Source organism: Bradyrhizobium sp. 190, from assembly GCF_023073415.1.
In the GTDB taxonomy this organism is placed as follows: Bacteria; Pseudomonadota; Alphaproteobacteria; order Rhizobiales; family Xanthobacteraceae; genus Bradyrhizobium.
Genome location: NZ_JADPJL010000068.1, coordinates 421,435 through 438,110 on the forward strand (window position 1 = coordinate 421,435; position 16,676 = coordinate 438,110).

Genomic DNA, 16,676 nt, shown 5'->3' on the forward strand with positions numbered 1-16,676 from the left:
AATTGGGATTTCCGACAATGCCTCGCCATCATACCAAGGGTTCCGCCCCAGGCGGCTCGCAACGGCAATTGCGCGTCGGCGAAACCGTGCGCCATGCCGTCGCCGATATTCTATCGCAGGGTAACGTGCACGACCCTGACCTGGAGGGTCACATCATCACCGTTCCTGAGGTGAGGATGTCGCCTGACCTTAAGCTTGCGACGATTTACGTGATGCCGCTCGGCGGCCGCGATACCGACGTCGTGCTCGCGGCGCTCGCGCGCAACAAAAAATTCCTGCGCGGCGAGATCGCTCACCGCGTTAACCTGAAATTTGCTCCTGACCTTCGCTTTCGCGTCGACGAACGATTCGACGAAGCGGAACGGATCGAGAAATTACTGAGAACACCTGCGGTGCAAAGAGACCTTGCACCCGATTCGGACGACAAGTGATGACGATGCCCACCGCCAACGGCGTGATCGCGCAGCAGACCGCCGATTCGCACGACCCTGAAAAAAATATTTTTTCAGGTGAGTCGCGTGGCGACGGCCAGAGCCGCGCTGGCGACGACGAACGTCGCGCTGGCGACGGCGAGCGCCGCGCTGGCGACGGCGAGCGCCGCGCTGGCGACGGCGAGCGCCGCGCTGGCGACGGCGAGCGCCGCGCTGGCGATAACGAGCGCCGCAGCAACAACGATCCGCGCAACAAGCAGCCGCGCCAGAACAACCAGCCGCGACGCGACAAGCGCGATGTTCATGGCTGGGTGATTCTCGACAAGCCGATCGGCATGACCTCGACGCACGCGGTTGCCGTGCTCAAGCGGCTGTTCCAGGCCAAGCGGGCGGGTCACGCCGGCACGCTCGATCCGCTGGCGTCCGGCGGCCTGCCGATCGCGCTCGGCGAGGCCACCAAGACGGTTCCGTTCGTGATGGATGGCCGCAAGCGCTACCGCTTCACGGTCGCCTGGGGCGAGGAGCGCGACACCGACGATACCGAGGGCCGGGTGACCCGGACCAGCGAGATCAGGCCGTCGGCCGACGCTGTCCGGGCGCTGCTGCCGCAGTTCACCGGCTTGATCGAGCAGATCCCGCCGCAATATTCGGCGATCAAGGTCCAGGGCGAACGCGCCTATGACCTGGCGCGGGACGGCGAAACCGTCGAATTGAAGCCCCGCCCGGTCGAGATTCACGAATTAACCCTTGTAGAACATGGAGATAACGGCCAGTCCGTGTTCGAGGCGGAGTGCGGCAAGGGTACCTATGTCCGGGCGCTGGCCCGCGATATCGGCCGGATTCTGGGCTGTTTCGGTCATATCTGCGCGTTGCGGCGGACCCTGGTGGGCCCATTCCGCGAGACGGACATGATTCCGCTGGAAGAGTTGGAGGCTTTATGCAATAGAGCCGCGTCTGGCGAGGGAAGCCTCGCCGACGCGCTTTTGCCCGTTGAGACCGCGCTGGACGACATCCCGGCACTGGCCGTCACACGGGCTGATGCGGCAAGGCTCCACCGGGGCCAGGCCGTTTTGTTGCGCGGACGGGATGCGCCCAATAGTAGCGGCACAGTCTATGTCACGGTGGCAGGCCGGCTTCTGGCCCTCGCCGAAATTGGCAATGGCGAACTCATCCCCAAGCGCGTGTTCAACCTGACCGGACTGACTGCCAGTTCCGGTCGCAGCAATGAGAGAGTTTGACGATGTCGATTACCGCCGAACGCAAAGCGGAAGTCATCAAGACGAATGCCAACAAGGCCGGCGACACCGGCTCGCCCGAGGTTCAGGTTGCGATCCTGTCGGAACGCATCAACAATCTCACCGGGCACTTCAAATCCCACGTGAAGGACAATCATTCGCGCCGGGGCCTTTTGAAAATGGTCGCAACACGCCGTTCTCTGCTCGATTACATCAAGCGGAAGGACGAGGCGCGTTACAAGGCGCTGCTAGAAAAGCATAACATTCGTCGTTGATTTGAGAGTACGCGCGCGCAGCTTGCGCGCGTTTTCGCATGATCTTCCGAGAAACGGACTCCGAATTGTTCGGAGACGATCATGCGCAAGGGCATCATCCGGAATGGATCGTGCCCGACAAACGTCCAGCAGCAATCCGGCCGCTGGGCAGGGCAAGGTGCCCGTGACTGCCGAGAGGATGGACGCCATCCGAAAGATAAAGACCATGGCAGGATCGCCGGATGCTGATCTCGTATCGCGATCAACGTCCCGCAATCTTGCGCATGGTCTTTGTGTTTCTGGGCCCCGCGCTCTCGTGAACCCATGAAAGAAACCACTATGTTCAATAAGCATTCCGTCGAGATCGACTGGGGTGGACGTCCCCTCAAGCTGGAAACCGGCAAGATCGCCCGTCAGGCCGATGGCGCCGTGATCGCCACCTATGGCGAGACCATCGTGCTCGCCACCGTCGTCGCCGCGAAGTCGCCGCGCGAGGGCGTCGATTTCCTGCCGCTGACCGTCGACTATCAGGAAAAGACCTACGCCGCGGGCCGCATTCCCGGCGGCTACTTCAAGCGCGAGGGACGTCCGACCGAAAAGGAGACGCTGGTCTCCCGCCTGATCGACCGCCCGATCCGGCCCCTGTTCGTCGACGGCTGGCGCAATGAAACCCAGGTAATCGTGACGACGCTGTCGCACGACATGGAAAACGATCCCGATATCCTGGCACTGGTCGCCTCCTCGGCGGCGCTGACGATATCAGGCGCTCCATTCAAGGGTCCGATTGGTGCTGCCCGCGTCGGCTTCATCAACGACGAATATGTGCTCAACCCGACGCTCGACGAAATGGTCGAGACCCAGCTCGACCTGGTCGTCGCCGGCACTGCCGACGCCGTGCTGATGGTGGAATCGGAAGCGAAAGAGCTCAACGAAGACATCATGCTCGGCGCCGTGATGTTCGGCCATCGCCACTTCCAGCCGGTGATCAAGGCGATCATCGAACTGGCCGAGAAGGCCGCCAAGGAGCCGCGCGAAGTCAAGGTCGTCGACGAAAGCGCGCTGGAAAAGGAAATGCTCGGCCTGATCGAGCAGGAGCTGCGCTCCGCCTACGCCATTCCGATCAAGCAGGACCGGTACGCCGCGGTCGGCAAGGCCAAGGAAAAGGTGATGGCGCACTACTTCCCGGAAGGGCAGGAGCCGAAATACGACAAGCTGCGCATCGCCGCCGTGTTCAAGGAGCTCGAAGCCAAGATCGTTCGCTGGAACATCCTCGACACCGGCAAGCGGATCGACGGCCGCGATTCCAAGACCGTGCGCAACATCATCGCCGAAGTCGGCGTGCTGCCGCGCGCCCACGGTTCGGCGCTGTTCACCCGCGGTGAAACCCAGGCGATGGTCGTGACCACGCTTGGCACCGGCGAGGACGAGCAGTACATCGACGCGCTGTCGGGAACGTACAAAGAGACGTTCCTGCTGCACTACAACTTCCCTCCCTACTCGGTCGGTGAAACCGGACGCCTCGGCGGCACCAAGCGCCGCGAAATCGGCCACGGCAAGCTCGCCTGGCGCGCGATCCACCCGGTCCTGCCGCCGCACCACGAATTCCCCTACACGGTGCGCGTGGTCTCCGAGATCACCGAATCCAACGGCTCCTCGTCGATGGCCTCGGTGTGCGGCGCCTCGCTGGCGCTGATGGATGCGGGCGTTCCCTTGAAACGGCCGACCGCGGGTATCGCGATGGGTCTCATTCTGGAAGGTTCGCGCTTTGCGGTTCTGTCCGACATCCTCGGCGACGAGGATCATCTCGGCGACATGGACTTCAAGGTGGCCGGCACCGACCAGGGCATCACCTCGCTGCAGATGGACATCAAGATCGAGGGCATCACCGAGGAGATCATGAAGGTCGCGCTCGGCCAGGCCAAGGACGGGCGTATCCACATCCTCGGCGAAATGGCCAAGGCGCTGACCAATGCCCGCGCCGACCTCGGCGAATACGCGCCGCGCATCGAGACCTTCAAGATCGCCACTGACAAGATCCGTGAAGTGATCGGCACCGGCGGCAAGGTGATCCGCGAGATCGTCGAGAAGACCGGCGCCAAGGTCAACATCGAGGACGACGGCACCGTGAAGGTCGCCTCCAACGACGGCGAGGCGATGAAGGCCGCGATCAAGTGGATCAAGTCGATCGCCTCCGATCCGGAGATCGGCCAGATCTACGAAGGCACCGTCGTCAAGGTGATGGAGTTCGGCGCGTTCGTGAACTTCTTCGGCGCCAAGGACGGCCTCGTCCACATCAGCCAGCTTGCTTCGGCGCGCGTGCAGAAGACCTCCGACGTCGTCAAGGAAGGCGACAAGGTCAAGGTCAAGCTGCTCGGCTTCGACGACCGCGGCAAGACCCGGCTGTCGATGAAGGTGGTCGATCAGGCCACCGGCGAGGACCTCGAGGCCAAGCAGAAGGCGGAAGCGCCGCAGCGCGAAGCCGCCGGCGAGTAAGGCATCGCTGGAATGTGAACAAAGGGCGGCCGAAAGGCCGCCCTTTTTTGTTATCCGCCTGCGTTACATTGGGAGTATTGAGGCACCTGTGCGGTTCCGCCGCAGGGGCGCGAGGACAGAAAACGAAACCCGATCCCGATAATCACCCGTAGCTTGCCGCGTGCAGCGGCTTATGGCGTCCCGTTTACAGGTTACCCAACCAATTGCCCACAGGTAAGGAGAAATCGATGTCATCCATGTCTCGGCGCCAACTGATGTTTGCTGCAACCGGTATTGCGGCCGTTGCGGCAGCCCCACGTCTTGTCTTTGCGCAGGCCGCCGCTCCTGCACCGGCCGCGGCCCCAACCGGCCCATTCACGCTGCCGCCGCTGACCTATCCGACCAATGCGTTCGAACCGCACATCGACGCCAAGACGATGGAAATCCATCACGACAAGCACCATGCGGCCTATGTCGCCAACCTGAACAATGTCGCCAAGACCAATGCCCAGTTGGGAACGGCGAAGATAGAGGACGTACTCGGCAATCTGAATGCGCTGGACGACAGCATCAAATTCACCGTCCGCAACAATCTCGGCGGCCACGCCAACCACACCATGTTCTGGCAGATCATGGGCCCGAACGGCGGCAAGCCCGAAGGCGAGGTGTTGGCCGCAATCGACCGCGATCTCGGCGGCATGGAAAAATTCCAGAACGACTTCAACGCCGCCGGCGGCCGCCAGTTCGGCTCGGGCTGGGTGTTCGTGACCGTAGCCAAGGACGGCAAGCTCGCGATCGAGACCCGTCCGAACCAGGACAACCCGATGATGGACGGCAAGCGGGCTTTGATGGGCAACGACGTCTGGGAGCACGCTTATTATCTGAACTACCAGAACCGCCGCGCGGATTATCTCAAGGCGTGGTGGAACACAGTGAACTGGGCCAAGATCGCCGAGCGCTATGCGGCGGCGAAGGCCGGTACGCTGGGCGCTTGATCGCATGCCATGTGAAAAAGGGCGGCCTTTCGGCCGCCCTTTTTATTTTACGAATGACTTCGCGCAAACCGCGCAAGCTTCTCTTACGGATCAGGCAGCCTCGAAACGATCGAGGTTCATCACCTTGGTCCACGCCGCCACAAAATCCTTGGCGAACTTCTCCTTCGAGTCGGCGGCCCCATAGACCTCCGCGAAGGCGCGGAGCTGCGCGTGCGAACCGAAGATCAGGTCGACGCGGGTGCCGGTCCACTTGACCGCATTCGTCTTGCGGTCCCGGCCCTCATACGCACCGTCAGAGCCGGCGGGCTGCCATTGCGTGCTCATGTCGAGCAAATTGACGAAGAAGTCGTTCGTCAGCGTCTCGGGCCGCGTGGTAAACACACCGTGCTTGAAATTGCCGGCGTTCGCGCCAAGGACGCGCAGGCCGCCGACAAGAACCGTCATCTCGGGCCCCGTCAGCCTCAGCAATTGCGCCCGGTCCACCAACGCCTCCTCAGGCGCCATGAACTGATGCTTCTTGCCGCTGACATAGTTGCGGAAGCCGTCGGCCCGCGGTTCGAGCGGGGCAAAGGACTCGACGTCGGTCTGATCCTGCGACGCATCGGCGCGTCCCGGCGTGAAGGGCACCTTCACGTCCAGGCCAGCGTCCTTGGCGGCTTTTTCGACCGCCGCGCAGCCGCCGAGAACGATCAGGTCGGCAAGCGAAACCTTCTTGCCGGACTCCTTCTGGATCGCTTCGAGCTTCTGCAGCACCGTCTTGAGTTCGGCCGGCTGGTTGACCTCCCAGTCCTTCTGCGGGCTGAGACGAATGCGCGCGCCGTTCGCGCCGCCGCGCTTGTCCGAGCCGCGGAACGTCGACGCCGACGCCCATGCGGTCGAGACGAGCTGGGACACCGACAGGCCTGAGCCAAGAATCTTCGCCTTCAGCGCGGCGATGTCCTGCTCGCCGATCAGCTCATGATCCACCGCCGGGATCGGGTCCTGCCAGATCAGCGTTTCCTTCGGCACGAGCGGGCCGAGATAGCGCGCGATCGGGCCCATGTCGCGATGCGTGAGCTTGAACCACGCCCGCGCGAACGCGTCGGCGAACTGGTCCGGATGCTCCAGGAAGCGCCGCGAGATCTTCTCGTAGGCCGGATCGAAACGCAGCGACAGGTCGGTGGTCAGCATGGTCGGCACATGCTTCTTCGACGTGTCATAGGCGTCCGGGATCGATGCTTCCGCGCCTTTCGCCTTCCACTGCTTCGCACCCGCCGGGCTCTTGGTCAGCTCCCATTCGTTTTCGAACAGGTTCTTGAAGAACAGGTTGCTCCACTTGGTCGGCGTCTGCGTCCAGGTGACTTCCGGACCGCCGGTGATGGCATCGGCTCCGACACCGGTGCCATGCTTGCTCTTCCAGCCAAGACCCTGATCCTCAAGGGCACCGCTTTCCGGGTCCGCTCCCACCAGCGACGGATCGCCGGCGCCATGGGTCTTGCCGAAGGAGTGACCGCCGGCAATCAGGGCTACGGTTTCTTCATCGTTCATCGCCATGCGGAAGAACGTTTCGCGGATGTCCTTGGCCGCCGCGAGCGGGTCCGGATTGCCGTTCGGCCCTTCTGGATTGACGTAGATGAGGCCCATCTGCACGGCGCCGAGCGGCTCCGCAAGCTGGCGTTCGCCGCTGTAGCGTTCATCGCCGAGCCAGGTGCCTTCCGGACCCCAGAACAGCTCTTCGGGCTCCCAGACGTCGGTGCGGCCGCCGGCGAAACCGAAGGTCTTGAAGCCCATCGATTCGAGGGCGACGTTGCCTGCGAGAACCATCAGGTCGGCCCAAGAGAGTTTCCGGCCATATTTCTGCTTGATCGGCCACAGCAGCCGGCGCGCCTTGTCGAGGTTGGCGTTGTCAGGCCAGCTATTCAGCGGCGCGAAGCGCTGTTGACCCGCACCCGCACCGCCGCGGCCATCCGTGATGCGGTAGGTGCCCGCGCTGTGCCACGCCAGGCGGATCATCAGACCGCCATAGTGGCCGAAGTCTGCCGGCCACCACTCCTGCGATTCCGTCATCAACGCATGCAGATCCTTCACCACGGCGTTGAGGTCGAGCGTCTTGAACTCCTTGGCGTAGTCGAACGCCTCGCCCATCGGATCGGACAGTGTGGAATTCCGGTGCAGAACCGAAACGTCCAGCGCGTCCGGCCACCAGTCGCGGTTCGAGCGCACGCGATTGCCGCCCGAGAACGGGCATTTGGTTTTGTCATCCATGGTCGTCTCCTGATGGTTCCTGGTCGGATTGGAAGCAATCTAAGCATCGCCTTCCATCAGGTAAAGTTGATTTTAATGATCGAACCGATAAGATGTCCTGATGATCCAGATGACGCTCAGACAGCTCCGCTACTTCGATGCGCTGGCACGCCACGGCCATTTCGGGCGCGCGGCCGAGTCGTGTTCCATCTCGCAGCCGGCGCTGTCGATGCAGATCAAGGAAATGGAGGAAACCCTCGGCGGCGTGCTGCTGGAGCGAAGCGCACGACAGGTCACGCTGACGAAGTTCGGCGAAGAGATCGTCCAGCGCGTCCGAGAGATCCTGCGCTCGGTCGACGAACTCGGCGACTTCGCGCGCGCCTCGCGTGACCGACTCGCGGGGCGGCTGCGCATCGGCATGATCCCGACGATTGCACCCTATCTGCTGCCGAAGGTGATCGAAAACCTCGCGCGGATGCATCCGGAACTCGACATTCACGTCCGCGAGACGCTGACGCCGAAGCTGATCAAGGAGGTCGTCGAAGGCCGGCTGGATACGGCGATCGTAGCACTACCGGTATCCGAACCTTCGCTGACCGAGGTCGTGTGTTTTTCAGAAAACTTCCTGCTGGTGCGGCCGGGCGAGGACGAGGGAACGCCGGTCCCGAGCCACGAGACGCTGCGCGAGATGCGCCTTTTGCTGCTCGAAGAGGGACACTGCTTCCGCGACCAGGCGCTGTCGTTCTGCAACATGCAGTCGCCGCCACGGGAAGTGCTGGACGCAAGCTCGCTGTCGACGCTCGTGCAAATGGTCGGCGCCGGCATCGGCGTCACCCTGATCCCGGAAATGGCAGTCACGGTGGAAACACGCTCGGCGACGGTCTCGGTCGCGCGCTTCAGCAATCCGCAGCCGTCGCGAACCATCGGCATGGTCTGGCGCAAGACAAGTCCGCTGGCTGGACAGCTTCAGCAGATCTCTGAGGTGGTTTGCCTCGCAGCCGACGCGTTGCGCGAAGCGCGCAAGGTGGGACCGCCGTCGCGCAAATCACGGACCTGAAACGTTCCCGCTAGAGATTTATCCTGAGCGCGAACGAACCGGACTGGCCGAGAAAGCCGGAGGGGCTGGTTTGCACGCCATAGCGAGCGCTGAGATCGAGATTGTCGGTCCAGTTCGCGACCAGTCCGATGCCCGCCGTATAAAGCCAAGGCGAGCTATTGAACGCCGTCGTCACAAAGCTGTCGCCACCGGCGACATAGGTCGCTGATATCTGCAACCGGTCATTCAGCAAATTGTAGCCGACGCCCGTATCGGCGACGAGATGGATCCGATCGGTGATCCGATAAGACCCCTTCACTCCCGCACTTAGCATCAGTTCGCGATAGATCTGCGAATCCACATTGAGGCTCAAGCCGCCCGCGCCGCTTTCGCTGTAGGCATTAGCGCGGACCTCCGCATAGTCGAGGCGCAGCGATGGCAGAAACGAGAGGCCCGGCTGCACCGGAATCAACTGCTTAACCGCAACCCCGGCGTGGCCGGTGTAGCTGAGATAATCCGCAACAGCCATGCTGTTCACAAATAGCAGCGAGCGGTTGCCCTGGTTCTGATTGATGCCGCCATCAACCAGGAAAGCGATCTCGGTGCCGGGTCTCAACGCGTAGGCGCCATAGAGGCCAAGCTGATAGGTCTGCAGCCCCAGACGATTGGGCGCCGCGTCATTGCTGCCGGTGATCGTCTGGTTCGAATACGAAAACAGGCCACCCAGCACCGCACGCGGCGACACTGGCGCGTCGATGCCGGCGGCAACGCCTCCGCCGGTTGCACGATATCCCGGCGCGCCGTCGGAACCGTTCTGGCTAGCGACGCCGCCGAGCGGCCGCAGCCATAGATGCCGTTCTGCCGCAGCCTCCGCAGTGCGCAGCCCATAGGCCTCGTCAAGGCGGCCGGCAACCGTCTGCTGAAGCGCACGTTGCGTGACGTAGGTCGCCTGCGACGCCGCGCCGGCGAGGACAGGCAGGGTCTGGCTGACGGCGCTCGACAGTGCCGGCGCATCGAGATTGTCGAGAATCGAGAATGTCGGCGCCATGGCTCCCGTCAGCCCCAGCGGGGTCGACGCCATCTGGTCAAGCACCGCAGCGGCACCAAGCCCGGCGCGATTGTTCTGCCCCGCCAGCACCTGGGCGTAGGGCTGAACCAGGGACATGTAGGCCAGCGCGCCGGTAGGATTGCCCGCGAGATCGTAGGTGCTGGTGAGCATTTGTGAGCCGGACGCGTCGCCCGTGGCTGCGCCATAGAGGCTCGTCAGATTGCCGTTCGACAGGGTGTTGAACAGCACCCTCCCCTCGGGCGTGACGGAGCCGAGCAAGGTGAAATTTCCACTGCTGCTTCCCGCGGGCGCGGCGCCGTTGCCCCAGAAATATCCGTTCTGATAGTTGGAGATCACGAAGCGTCCCGGCGAGGCGGTACCGAACATGGCGGGGCTGGCGATCCGCCAGCGCGAGCCCAACGTCCACGCCCATTCCGGCACCGAATTGGCCGGAATCGGCGCCGGCGCGGGCGGCGTGAAGGTGGCCGGATTGTACGGGAGCATGTACGCCCAATGCGTGACCAGAAGACTTTGCCCGGTGATCATCTGCATTTCCATCTGCGCCACGCCGTTGATGGTTCGCATCTGGCCCAGGCCGACGGTCGTGACCCCACCGGAGGTCGGCGTGAACACCATGGTGATCTGGCCCGAGGTCGTGACAAATCCCTGGATGGTGGAATTGCTGGTAGAAATATTCGAGCCGATGGCAAGCTGCGCGGAGCTGGTCCCGGTGAAGGAGCCGTTGGTAGAGGTCCCGAGCGCCCAAAGGGTCTGATCGCCAATCGGAATCGGATTGGAAAAGCCGGTCGTCGGCGCCGCATAGGCCAGCAGCTGCGGGACCGGCACATACCAGTTCGTGTTCGAGATCGCCGTATCCCAGACGGCGGATTGTGCCGAGGCCGGCACGTTGCCGCCGGCTACCATGACGCAGGCCGCGAAGCCCATGACGCCAGGCCGGACCAGCAAATCAGCCATCGACAAGATCGCCCCTCCCCCAACCTTCAGGGCTATATCAGATTCGTCAGGGCGTCCGTCCCACGTTCATGGGATGACAACACGCTGCCACCGAGGACGAGGAAAATGACACCGCCGACGATCCGCCCTGCCCGATCGGATGAATATGACAAGGTCGCGAGAGTCTGGATGGACAGTTGGGTCTCGACCGGTCTGGAAGACGCCAGCGACTCCCTGCTGGAAAAATTGCGCGCCCGCGTTCCGATGGAAGTGGAAAAGGGCTGGAGCCTCTACGTCGCCGATGACAATGACGCGCTGGCGGCAATGCTCGCGTTGCATCTGCCCGACCGCTATCTCGACCAGCTGTTCGTGGCGCCGGAATATCAGGGCAACAGCCTGGGGCGCCAGTTGCTCGCCTTTACGCGCCGACATCTGCCGAATGAAATCTGGCTGCGCTGCGTGCGCGAGAATGAAAAGGCCTGGCGCTGGTACGAGCGCGAAGGCTTTGTGTTCGAGAAAGAACAGATCGAGCCGATGACGGGCCGCATGATGAAGTATTACCGATGGAAGAAGACCTCGGAAGCGGGACGATAGGCACGACGCAGCCTTGCGAAGCAGAATTGCACGTTCTAGTTTAGCTCTTCTGTCCTGCAGTGCTTCCCGCCTGAACCCTTCATGCTTCGATTGTTCGCCGCCGTTATCGTTCTATCGTGTTTTTCGGCGTCGGCACAGGCCCAACCTGCGCCGCAAACAACTGCGACGCAGCCAGCACCATCGACCGTCAAATCCGCCGTCCGGAAGCCGGCGGCGCGAAGCGTAACGGCAGGCAAACAAGCTTCCGGCGGCAGCGGCTCATGCGGGCTCGGCGTCATTGTCGTCGTTGGCGACGAGTTCACGGTGAAGACGATCGGCCTGACCGTGTTCCAGAGCAAGGAGACGGTGGTGCCGATCAATTGGGGACTTGAGGATCTCGTCTTCGCACGGGCCCGCGCCGCCGCCCCGCCCGGGCTTACGGTGCTCAGAATCCCCTATATCAAATCCAGATTTCCGGCACGTGAGGAGCCCAAGAACGAGTTGTTTCGCGATGAGAGAGCGGAACTGGCCGATCGCATGCGGAAGGTTACTCAAGGGACAAGTTGCCAGCGATACGTGCTGGTGGGCAACTCGATTAGCAGATTCAGCACCTACAGCTACACTGTTCGCGGCATCGGCATCGTGAACCATGATGTCCTGGTCGGACATCGAATCTATTTCTTCGCCCTCAGCTACATCCGCGTATTTGACGGGCGCGATTTCTCGATCATCAGACACGGCTCGGCGCTTACGCACGTAGACCCGCTGGTGAAGCGGATGCTGCTGGGCACGCTGATTTTGGGTCCTTACAGCGAACTGGCCGAGGCATCGTTCCCAACCAAGCCTGAGGAGGCGGCCAACAACCTTGCCTTTCGTGAATACGCGCGCGCCTTGCTGACAGCGAGCCTGGACAAGACACTACCGTATATGCTTCGGCCTTGAAGCGTTAGCGCAGCAGCAGGGCGAGCGAACGTGGACGACCTTCGCCTTGCGAGGGAGGCTCACACGCTCTAGTTTAGTTACTCCCGCCACATGCTCTGCCAGCTCTGGGTTTTCATGATTCGATCCTTCGCCGCCGCGATCCTGCTGTCGTGCTTCACTATTTCCACATCGGCACAAACCCAGCCCGCACCGGGAGGCACAGCGCCGTCGGCGGCACCCGCCGCCAAGAAAGCCGCGCCAAAAACCAAAACCGGTGCCAAGCGGTCCGCACCGGCGGAGAGCGGGCCTTGCCAGATCGGTATCATCTCAGCGATTGGCGACAAGTTTGCGGTTCAGAAAGTCGGCCTTACCGTGTTCGGGAACGAGCTGACGGAGGTGCCCATCGACGCGTGGAGCCTTGATGATCTCGTCGTCGCTCGCGTTCGCGCGGCCACTTCCGGGGTTCACGTGCGGAAGATCGCCTATGCCAAGGGCGCGTTCGAGCCCTATTACCGTCCCCCGACAAGGCTGCTTCGGAACGACGACGAAGAGCTGACGGCCGTCGTCAGACAGATCGCGGCAAGTTCGAATTGCGCGCGCTACTTCGTTTTCACGACCTACGCAGCACAATTGCAGGGCACCAATCAATCGCTCCCGGGCATTGGCGTGCTTCATCACGGCTCGGGACCCCTGAGCAACACGTCCCTGTTCGCCAATTTTGTGGTGAGGGTATTTGACGGTCAGAGTTTCGCCATCGCTAAGAGGCCGTCTGCGGATCTAGGCGCCATCCTTGCGGGAAGCTTTGGGCGCCTGGGACAAGATCCGCTCACCAAGCTCGAGGCGGCGGACTTCCCGGCAGCCCCGGCGGACGCAGTTGCCAGTTCGACCTTGCGCGATCATACCCGCGCCTTACTTGCGGCCAGACTGGACAAGGCGGTCGCGGCTTACCTTAAGCAGGAGTGAGATCGCGCCACCTGAACTCACGTTCAACTGATCAAAGAGGACGTTGAAGAATGATAAAGCTCTATTGGTCACCCCGCTCGCGCTCGATCTCCGCGATCTGGCTGCTCGAAGAAACTGGGCTGCCTTACGAGCGCGTGCTGACCGACATTTCGACCGGCGCGCAGAAGGCGCCGGAGTATCTCGAGATCAATCCGATGGGCAAGGTGCCGGGGTTGAAGGACGGCGACGCCGCGCTCGGAGAGGCGGCCGCGATCTGTGCCTATATCGCCGACCGCTATCCGGAAACCGAACTGGCGCCCGCCGCCACCGATCCGCTGCGGGCGAGATATCTGCAGTGGCTGTTCTTTTCGCCAAGCTGCATCGAGCCGGCGCTGATCCAGCTCTTCACCAAGCTCGAAGTGCCGGCGAGCACGGCGGCGTGGGGAAGTGCTGACCAGACCTTCGACGTGCTCGATGCCGCCTTGCAGAAGGGCCCATGGATTCTCGGCGAAAAATTCTCTGCGGCCGATATCATGCTGGGCTCGGGCCTGAACTTCGCGGTGCGGATGTTCAAGATGGTGCCGCCGCGGCCGTCGTTCGACGCCTATATCGACCGCTGCGTGGCGCGTCCTGCGTTCCAGCGCGCGGAGAAGATCATGGCGGGGTGAAAAGCCGTAGGGTAGGCAAAGGCGCGCTTGCGCCGTGCCCACCATCCATCGTCAGGCTTTGTCCTGAAATGGTGGGCACGCTTCGCTTTGCCCACCCTACGAATCTAGGGGATGACTCACGCGACGACGCGGGGGTCCACGTCCTGCAAGTAGTCGACGCCGTCGATGCCAAACCCGAACAGGCGAAGGAATTGTCTCCTGTATTCTGGAAGGTCTGCCAATTCGCCGAGCGTTTCCGTGGAGAGGAGGGGCCATCGTCGCAACACCTCCGCCTGGACTTCGGGCGAGAGCTCCCAGTCGTCGACTCTGATGCGCTGCGCCTCGTCAACTGCGACATCCGGGCCAAGGCGTGTCCGGAACAGGCGATCGATCTGTTCGATGCATCCTTCGTGAAGCCCGAGTTGCTTCATGACCTTGAACAGCACCGTGCCATAGAGCGGCACCACCGGAATGGCTGAACTCGCCTGAGTGACCACGGCCTTCAGCGCCACCACGCGGGCCGCATCCTGACCGAGCCGGCCCCGGATCGCTTCCGCTTTGCGGTCGAGATCGACCTTGGCGCGACCCAGAGTACCTTGCCAGTAGATAGGCCAGGTCAGTTCGCTGCCGATATAGGTGTAGTTGAGCGTCCGGAAGCCCGGCGCTAGGACACCGGCGTCCGCGAGTTGGTTGATCCAGCGCTTCCAGTCATCGCCGCCCATCACCGCGACCGTGGCGGCCGCTTCATCCTCACTCGCCGGCGCAATCGTCGTCTCGAAGACCTCGCCGGTTTCAGTGTTAAGGGTCTTGATTTCGACGGGCTTGCCGAGCGGCTTGATCGCCGAGCGATAGGTCTTGCCCGTGTCCGGATCTGTCCGGACAGGAGCGGCCATGCTGTAGACCAGCATGTCCAGCTGTCCGAACTTTTCGCGCACACGGTCGATGAAGGCTTTCTTCAAGTCGTTCGAGAAAGCGTCGCCCTCCAAAGTGAGGGGAGATCGTCCGATCTTCTGGGCCTCAATCTCAAATGCGCGGTTGTTGTACCAGCCGGCGCTGCCTGTCCTGCTCGCTGAAGGCTCGCGCTCCAACGACACGCCGATGGTTTCCGCGCCTCCAGCGAAGGTCGCGACAATGCGGCTCGCGAGACCGTAACCGGTCGAACACCCCAGCACAGCGATGCGCTTGGGGCACTCCGGAATCGAACCCTGCCGGAAAACATAAGCGATCTGCTCGCGAACATTTGTGGCGCAGCCAATGGGATGTGCCGTCGTGCAGATGAAGCCTCGCACGCGCGGTTCGATAATCATGCCCGCCCCGTTTCAGATCGTTGCAAAGCCTCGCCGCAAGCGAGGAGGGGTAAAAGCGAAATCACGCATCCATCCGCTTGAATACCAGCGTGGCGTTGGTGCCGCCGAAGCCGAAGGAGTTCGACAGCACGGTGCCGAGCTTGGCGTTGTCGATGCGCTTGCGCACGATCGGCATGTCGGCAAAGACCGGATCGAGCTCGGTGATGTTGGCGCTTTCGCAGACGAAGCCGTTGTTCATCATCAGCAGCGAATAGATTGCTTCCTGAACGCCGGTGGCGCCGAGCGAGTGGCCGGTCAGCGCCTTGGTCGCCGAGATCGGCGGGCACTTGTCGCCGGTGCCGAACACCTTTCTGATCGCCTCGATTTCCGGGGGATCGCCGGCCGGCGTCGAGGTCGCGTGCGGATTGATGTAATCGATCGGGGTTTTCACGGTTTCGAGCGCCATGCGCATGCAGCGTTCGGCGCCTTCGCCCGACGGCGCAACCATGTCGTAACCATCAGATGTCGCGCCGTAGCCGACCACTTCGGCGTAGATGCGCGCGCCGCGCGCCTTGGCGTGTTCGAGTTCTTCCAGCACCACCACGCCGGCGCCGCCAGCAATGACAAAGCCGTCGCGGCTGATGTCGTAGGGGCGCGAGGCGGTGGCGGGGGTGTCATTGTATTTCGAGGACATCGCGCCCATGGCGTCGAACAAGACCGACAGCGACCAGTCGAGCTCCTCGCAGCCGCCGGCGAAGATCACGTCCTGCTTGCCGATCTGGATCGTCTCATAGGCGTTGCCGATGCAATGATTCGAGGTCGCGCAGGCCGACGAGATCGAGTAGTTCACGCCCTTGATCTTGAACCAGGTCGCAAGCGTGGCCGACGCCGTCGACGACATCGCCTTCGGCACCGCGAACGGCCCGACCCGCTTGGGCCCCTTGCTTCGGGTGATGTCGGCGGCTTCGACGATGGTGCGCGCGGACGGCCCGCCCGATCCCATGATGATGCCGGTGCGGACGTCGGACACTTCCTCAGGCGACAGCCCGGAATCCTGGATCGCCTGCTCCATCGCGATGTGATTCCACGCCGCGCCCTCGCCGAGGAAGCGCATCGCGCGCCGGTCGATGACGTCGGCCGGATTGAGCGTCGGTGCGCCCTGCACCTGCGAACGGAAGCCCATCTCGGCATATTTATCCGCGCGCGTGATCCCGGATTTCGCGTCGTGAAGGCTCGCAAGCACTTCCTGGGTGTTGTTTCCGATGGACGAGACAATGCCCATCCCCGTTATGACAACCCGCTTCATGATCGCCTCGCCCTACCGTTTCCGTTCGTCCGTGAAGATATTTTGCGTGAAGATATTTTGATAGCGTGATCGCGGTGCTCAGGCAGGCGCGGTGCCTTGCTTGAACAGCCCGACCTTCAGGTCCTTGGCGCGATAGATAATCTCGCCATCCATGGAAAGCCAGCCGTCGGCAACGCCAAGCACCAGCTTTGAACGCATCACGCGTTTCATGTCGATGTTGTACACAACCTTGCGGGCGTTCGGCAGCACCTGGCCGGAGAACTTCAGCTCGTTCAGGCCAAGCGCGCGACCGCGACCTTCACCGCCGCTCCAGCCCAGATAAAAGCCGACCATTTGCCACAGCGCATCGAGTA

15 protein-coding genes are annotated in these 16,676 nt (G+C 62.4%); 10 read left to right on the plus strand and 5 right to left on the minus strand.

Features of this window, described 5'->3' with window-relative positions; genetic code table 11:
• Nucleotides 1-17: 17 nt before the first annotated feature.
• The 5 genes from rbfA to IVB22_RS37040 all read left to right on the plus strand — a co-directional run bounded on the left by rbfA (nucleotide 18) and on the right by IVB22_RS37040 (nucleotide 5,387).
• The gene (gene rbfA, locus IVB22_RS37020) at nucleotides 18-431 is read left to right on the plus strand and encodes a 30S ribosome-binding factor RbfA (RefSeq protein WP_247522061.1); all 414 of its coding nucleotides are present in this window, start codon (nucleotides 18-20) and stop codon (nucleotides 429-431) included.
• Nucleotides 432-454: 23 nt separating this feature from the next.
• Nucleotides 455-1,669, plus strand: a complete 1,215-nt coding sequence (truB, locus tag IVB22_RS37025; protein WP_247522062.1) for a tRNA pseudouridine(55) synthase TruB — start codon at nucleotides 455-457, stop codon at nucleotides 1,667-1,669.
• A 2-nt stretch (nucleotides 1,670-1,671) separates the two neighbouring features.
• A complete protein-coding gene (rpsO, locus tag IVB22_RS37030; RefSeq protein WP_074272228.1) occupies nucleotides 1,672-1,941 on the plus strand; it encodes a 30S ribosomal protein S15 in 270 nt (89 codons plus the stop codon).
• 318 nt (nucleotides 1,942-2,259) lie between these two features.
• Nucleotides 2,260-4,413 carry a polyribonucleotide nucleotidyltransferase gene (pnp, locus tag IVB22_RS37035; protein WP_247522063.1) on the plus strand — a complete coding sequence of 718 codons (2,154 nt, stop codon included), beginning with the start codon at nucleotides 2,260-2,262 and terminating at the stop codon, nucleotides 4,411-4,413.
• Nucleotides 4,414-4,640: 227 nt separating this feature from the next.
• Nucleotides 4,641-5,387, plus strand: coding sequence for a superoxide dismutase (locus IVB22_RS37040; RefSeq protein ID WP_247522064.1), 747 nt, complete (start codon nucleotides 4,641-4,643; stop codon nucleotides 5,385-5,387).
• A gap of 90 nt (nucleotides 5,388-5,477) precedes the next feature.
• Here the strand turns inward: IVB22_RS37040 and katG are convergent, their stop codons facing one another.
• On the minus strand, nucleotides 5,478-7,631 hold the full coding sequence (katG, locus tag IVB22_RS37045; protein ID WP_247522065.1) for a catalase/peroxidase HPI: 2,154 nt from the start codon (nucleotides 7,629-7,631) through the stop codon (nucleotides 5,478-5,480).
• A gap of 100 nt (nucleotides 7,632-7,731) precedes the next feature.
• On the opposite strand from katG, the gene IVB22_RS37050 reads away from it, so the two are divergent.
• Complete coding sequence (locus IVB22_RS37050) at nucleotides 7,732-8,667, plus strand: LysR substrate-binding domain-containing protein (RefSeq protein WP_247522066.1); 936 nt, start codon at nucleotides 7,732-7,734, stop codon at nucleotides 8,665-8,667.
• Nucleotides 8,668-8,677: 10 nt separating this feature from the next.
• On the opposite strand, the gene IVB22_RS37055 is transcribed toward IVB22_RS37050, so the two are convergent.
• Nucleotides 8,678-10,669: an autotransporter outer membrane beta-barrel domain-containing protein gene (locus IVB22_RS37055; RefSeq protein WP_247522067.1), complete on the minus strand. Its 1,992-nt coding sequence runs from the start codon at nucleotides 10,667-10,669 to the stop codon at nucleotides 8,678-8,680.
• A gap of 105 nt (nucleotides 10,670-10,774) precedes the next feature.
• Between IVB22_RS37055 and IVB22_RS37060 the strand changes: the two genes are divergently transcribed.
• The 4 genes from IVB22_RS37060 to IVB22_RS37075 all read left to right on the plus strand — a co-directional run bounded on the left by IVB22_RS37060 (nucleotide 10,775) and on the right by IVB22_RS37075 (nucleotide 13,752).
• The gene (locus IVB22_RS37060; protein WP_247522068.1) at nucleotides 10,775-11,242 is read left to right on the plus strand and encodes a GNAT family N-acetyltransferase; all 468 of its coding nucleotides are present in this window, start codon (nucleotides 10,775-10,777) and stop codon (nucleotides 11,240-11,242) included.
• Nucleotides 11,243-11,323: 81 nt separating this feature from the next.
• Entirely contained in the window at nucleotides 11,324-12,163 is an 840-nt protein-coding gene (locus IVB22_RS37065; protein ID WP_247522069.1) for a hypothetical protein, read from the plus strand.
• 90 nt (nucleotides 12,164-12,253) lie between these two features.
• Entirely contained in the window at nucleotides 12,254-13,105 is an 852-nt protein-coding gene (locus tag IVB22_RS37070) for a hypothetical protein (RefSeq protein WP_247522070.1), read from the plus strand.
• A gap of 50 nt (nucleotides 13,106-13,155) precedes the next feature.
• Nucleotides 13,156-13,752 carry a glutathione S-transferase family protein gene (locus IVB22_RS37075; protein ID WP_247522071.1) on the plus strand — a complete coding sequence of 199 codons (597 nt, stop codon included), beginning with the start codon at nucleotides 13,156-13,158 and terminating at the stop codon, nucleotides 13,750-13,752.
• Nucleotides 13,753-13,868: 116 nt separating this feature from the next.
• Here the strand turns inward: IVB22_RS37075 and fabV are convergent, their stop codons facing one another.
• The 3 genes from fabV to fabA all read right to left on the minus strand — a co-directional run.
• On the minus strand, nucleotides 13,869-15,038 hold the full coding sequence (gene fabV / locus IVB22_RS37080) for an enoyl-ACP reductase FabV (RefSeq protein WP_249805604.1): 1,170 nt from the start codon (nucleotides 15,036-15,038) through the stop codon (nucleotides 13,869-13,871).
• Between the two features lie 61 nt (nucleotides 15,039-15,099).
• A complete protein-coding gene (fabB, locus tag IVB22_RS37085) occupies nucleotides 15,100-16,323 on the minus strand; it encodes a beta-ketoacyl-ACP synthase I (RefSeq protein ID WP_247522073.1) in 1,224 nt (407 codons plus the stop codon).
• A gap of 78 nt (nucleotides 16,324-16,401) precedes the next feature.
• Nucleotides 16,402-16,676 (minus strand): bifunctional 3-hydroxydecanoyl-ACP dehydratase/trans-2-decenoyl-ACP isomerase (gene fabA, locus IVB22_RS37090; protein WP_247522074.1); only part of this gene is annotated, 275 nt, incomplete at its 5' end.

Bases quoted from the DNA above. Each gene is read 5' to 3' on its own strand.
- IVB22_RS37040 (WP_247522064.1), top strand. From the start codon at position 4,641: ATGTCATCCATGTCTCGGCGCCAACTGATGTTTGCTGCAACCGGTATT.
- IVB22_RS37050 (WP_247522066.1), top strand. From the start codon at position 7,732: ATGATCCAGATGACGCTCAGACAGCTCCGCTACTTCGATGCGCTGGCA.
- IVB22_RS37065 (WP_247522069.1), top strand. From the start codon at position 11,324: ATGCTTCGATTGTTCGCCGCCGTTATCGTTCTATCGTGTTTTTCGGCG.
- IVB22_RS37070 (WP_247522070.1), top strand. From the start codon at position 12,254: ATGCTCTGCCAGCTCTGGGTTTTCATGATTCGATCCTTCGCCGCCGCG.
- pnp (WP_247522063.1), top strand. From the start codon at position 2,260: ATGTTCAATAAGCATTCCGTCGAGATCGACTGGGGTGGACGTCCCCTC.
- IVB22_RS37060 (WP_247522068.1), top strand. From the start codon at position 10,775: ATGACACCGCCGACGATCCGCCCTGCCCGATCGGATGAATATGACAAG.
- IVB22_RS37055 (WP_247522067.1), bottom strand. From the start codon at position 10,669: ATGGCTGATTTGCTGGTCCGGCCTGGCGTCATGGGCTTCGCGGCCTGC.
- IVB22_RS37075 (WP_247522071.1), top strand. From the start codon at position 13,156: ATGATAAAGCTCTATTGGTCACCCCGCTCGCGCTCGATCTCCGCGATC.
- katG (WP_247522065.1), bottom strand. From the start codon at position 7,631: ATGGATGACAAAACCAAATGCCCGTTCTCGGGCGGCAATCGCGTGCGC.
- rbfA (WP_247522061.1), top strand. From the start codon at position 18: ATGCCTCGCCATCATACCAAGGGTTCCGCCCCAGGCGGCTCGCAACGG.
- fabV (WP_249805604.1), bottom strand. From the start codon at position 15,038: ATGATTATCGAACCGCGCGTGCGAGGCTTCATCTGCACGACGGCACAT.
- fabB (WP_247522073.1), bottom strand. From the start codon at position 16,323: ATGAAGCGGGTTGTCATAACGGGGATGGGCATTGTCTCGTCCATCGGA.
- rpsO (WP_074272228.1), top strand. From the start codon at position 1,672: ATGTCGATTACCGCCGAACGCAAAGCGGAAGTCATCAAGACGAATGCC.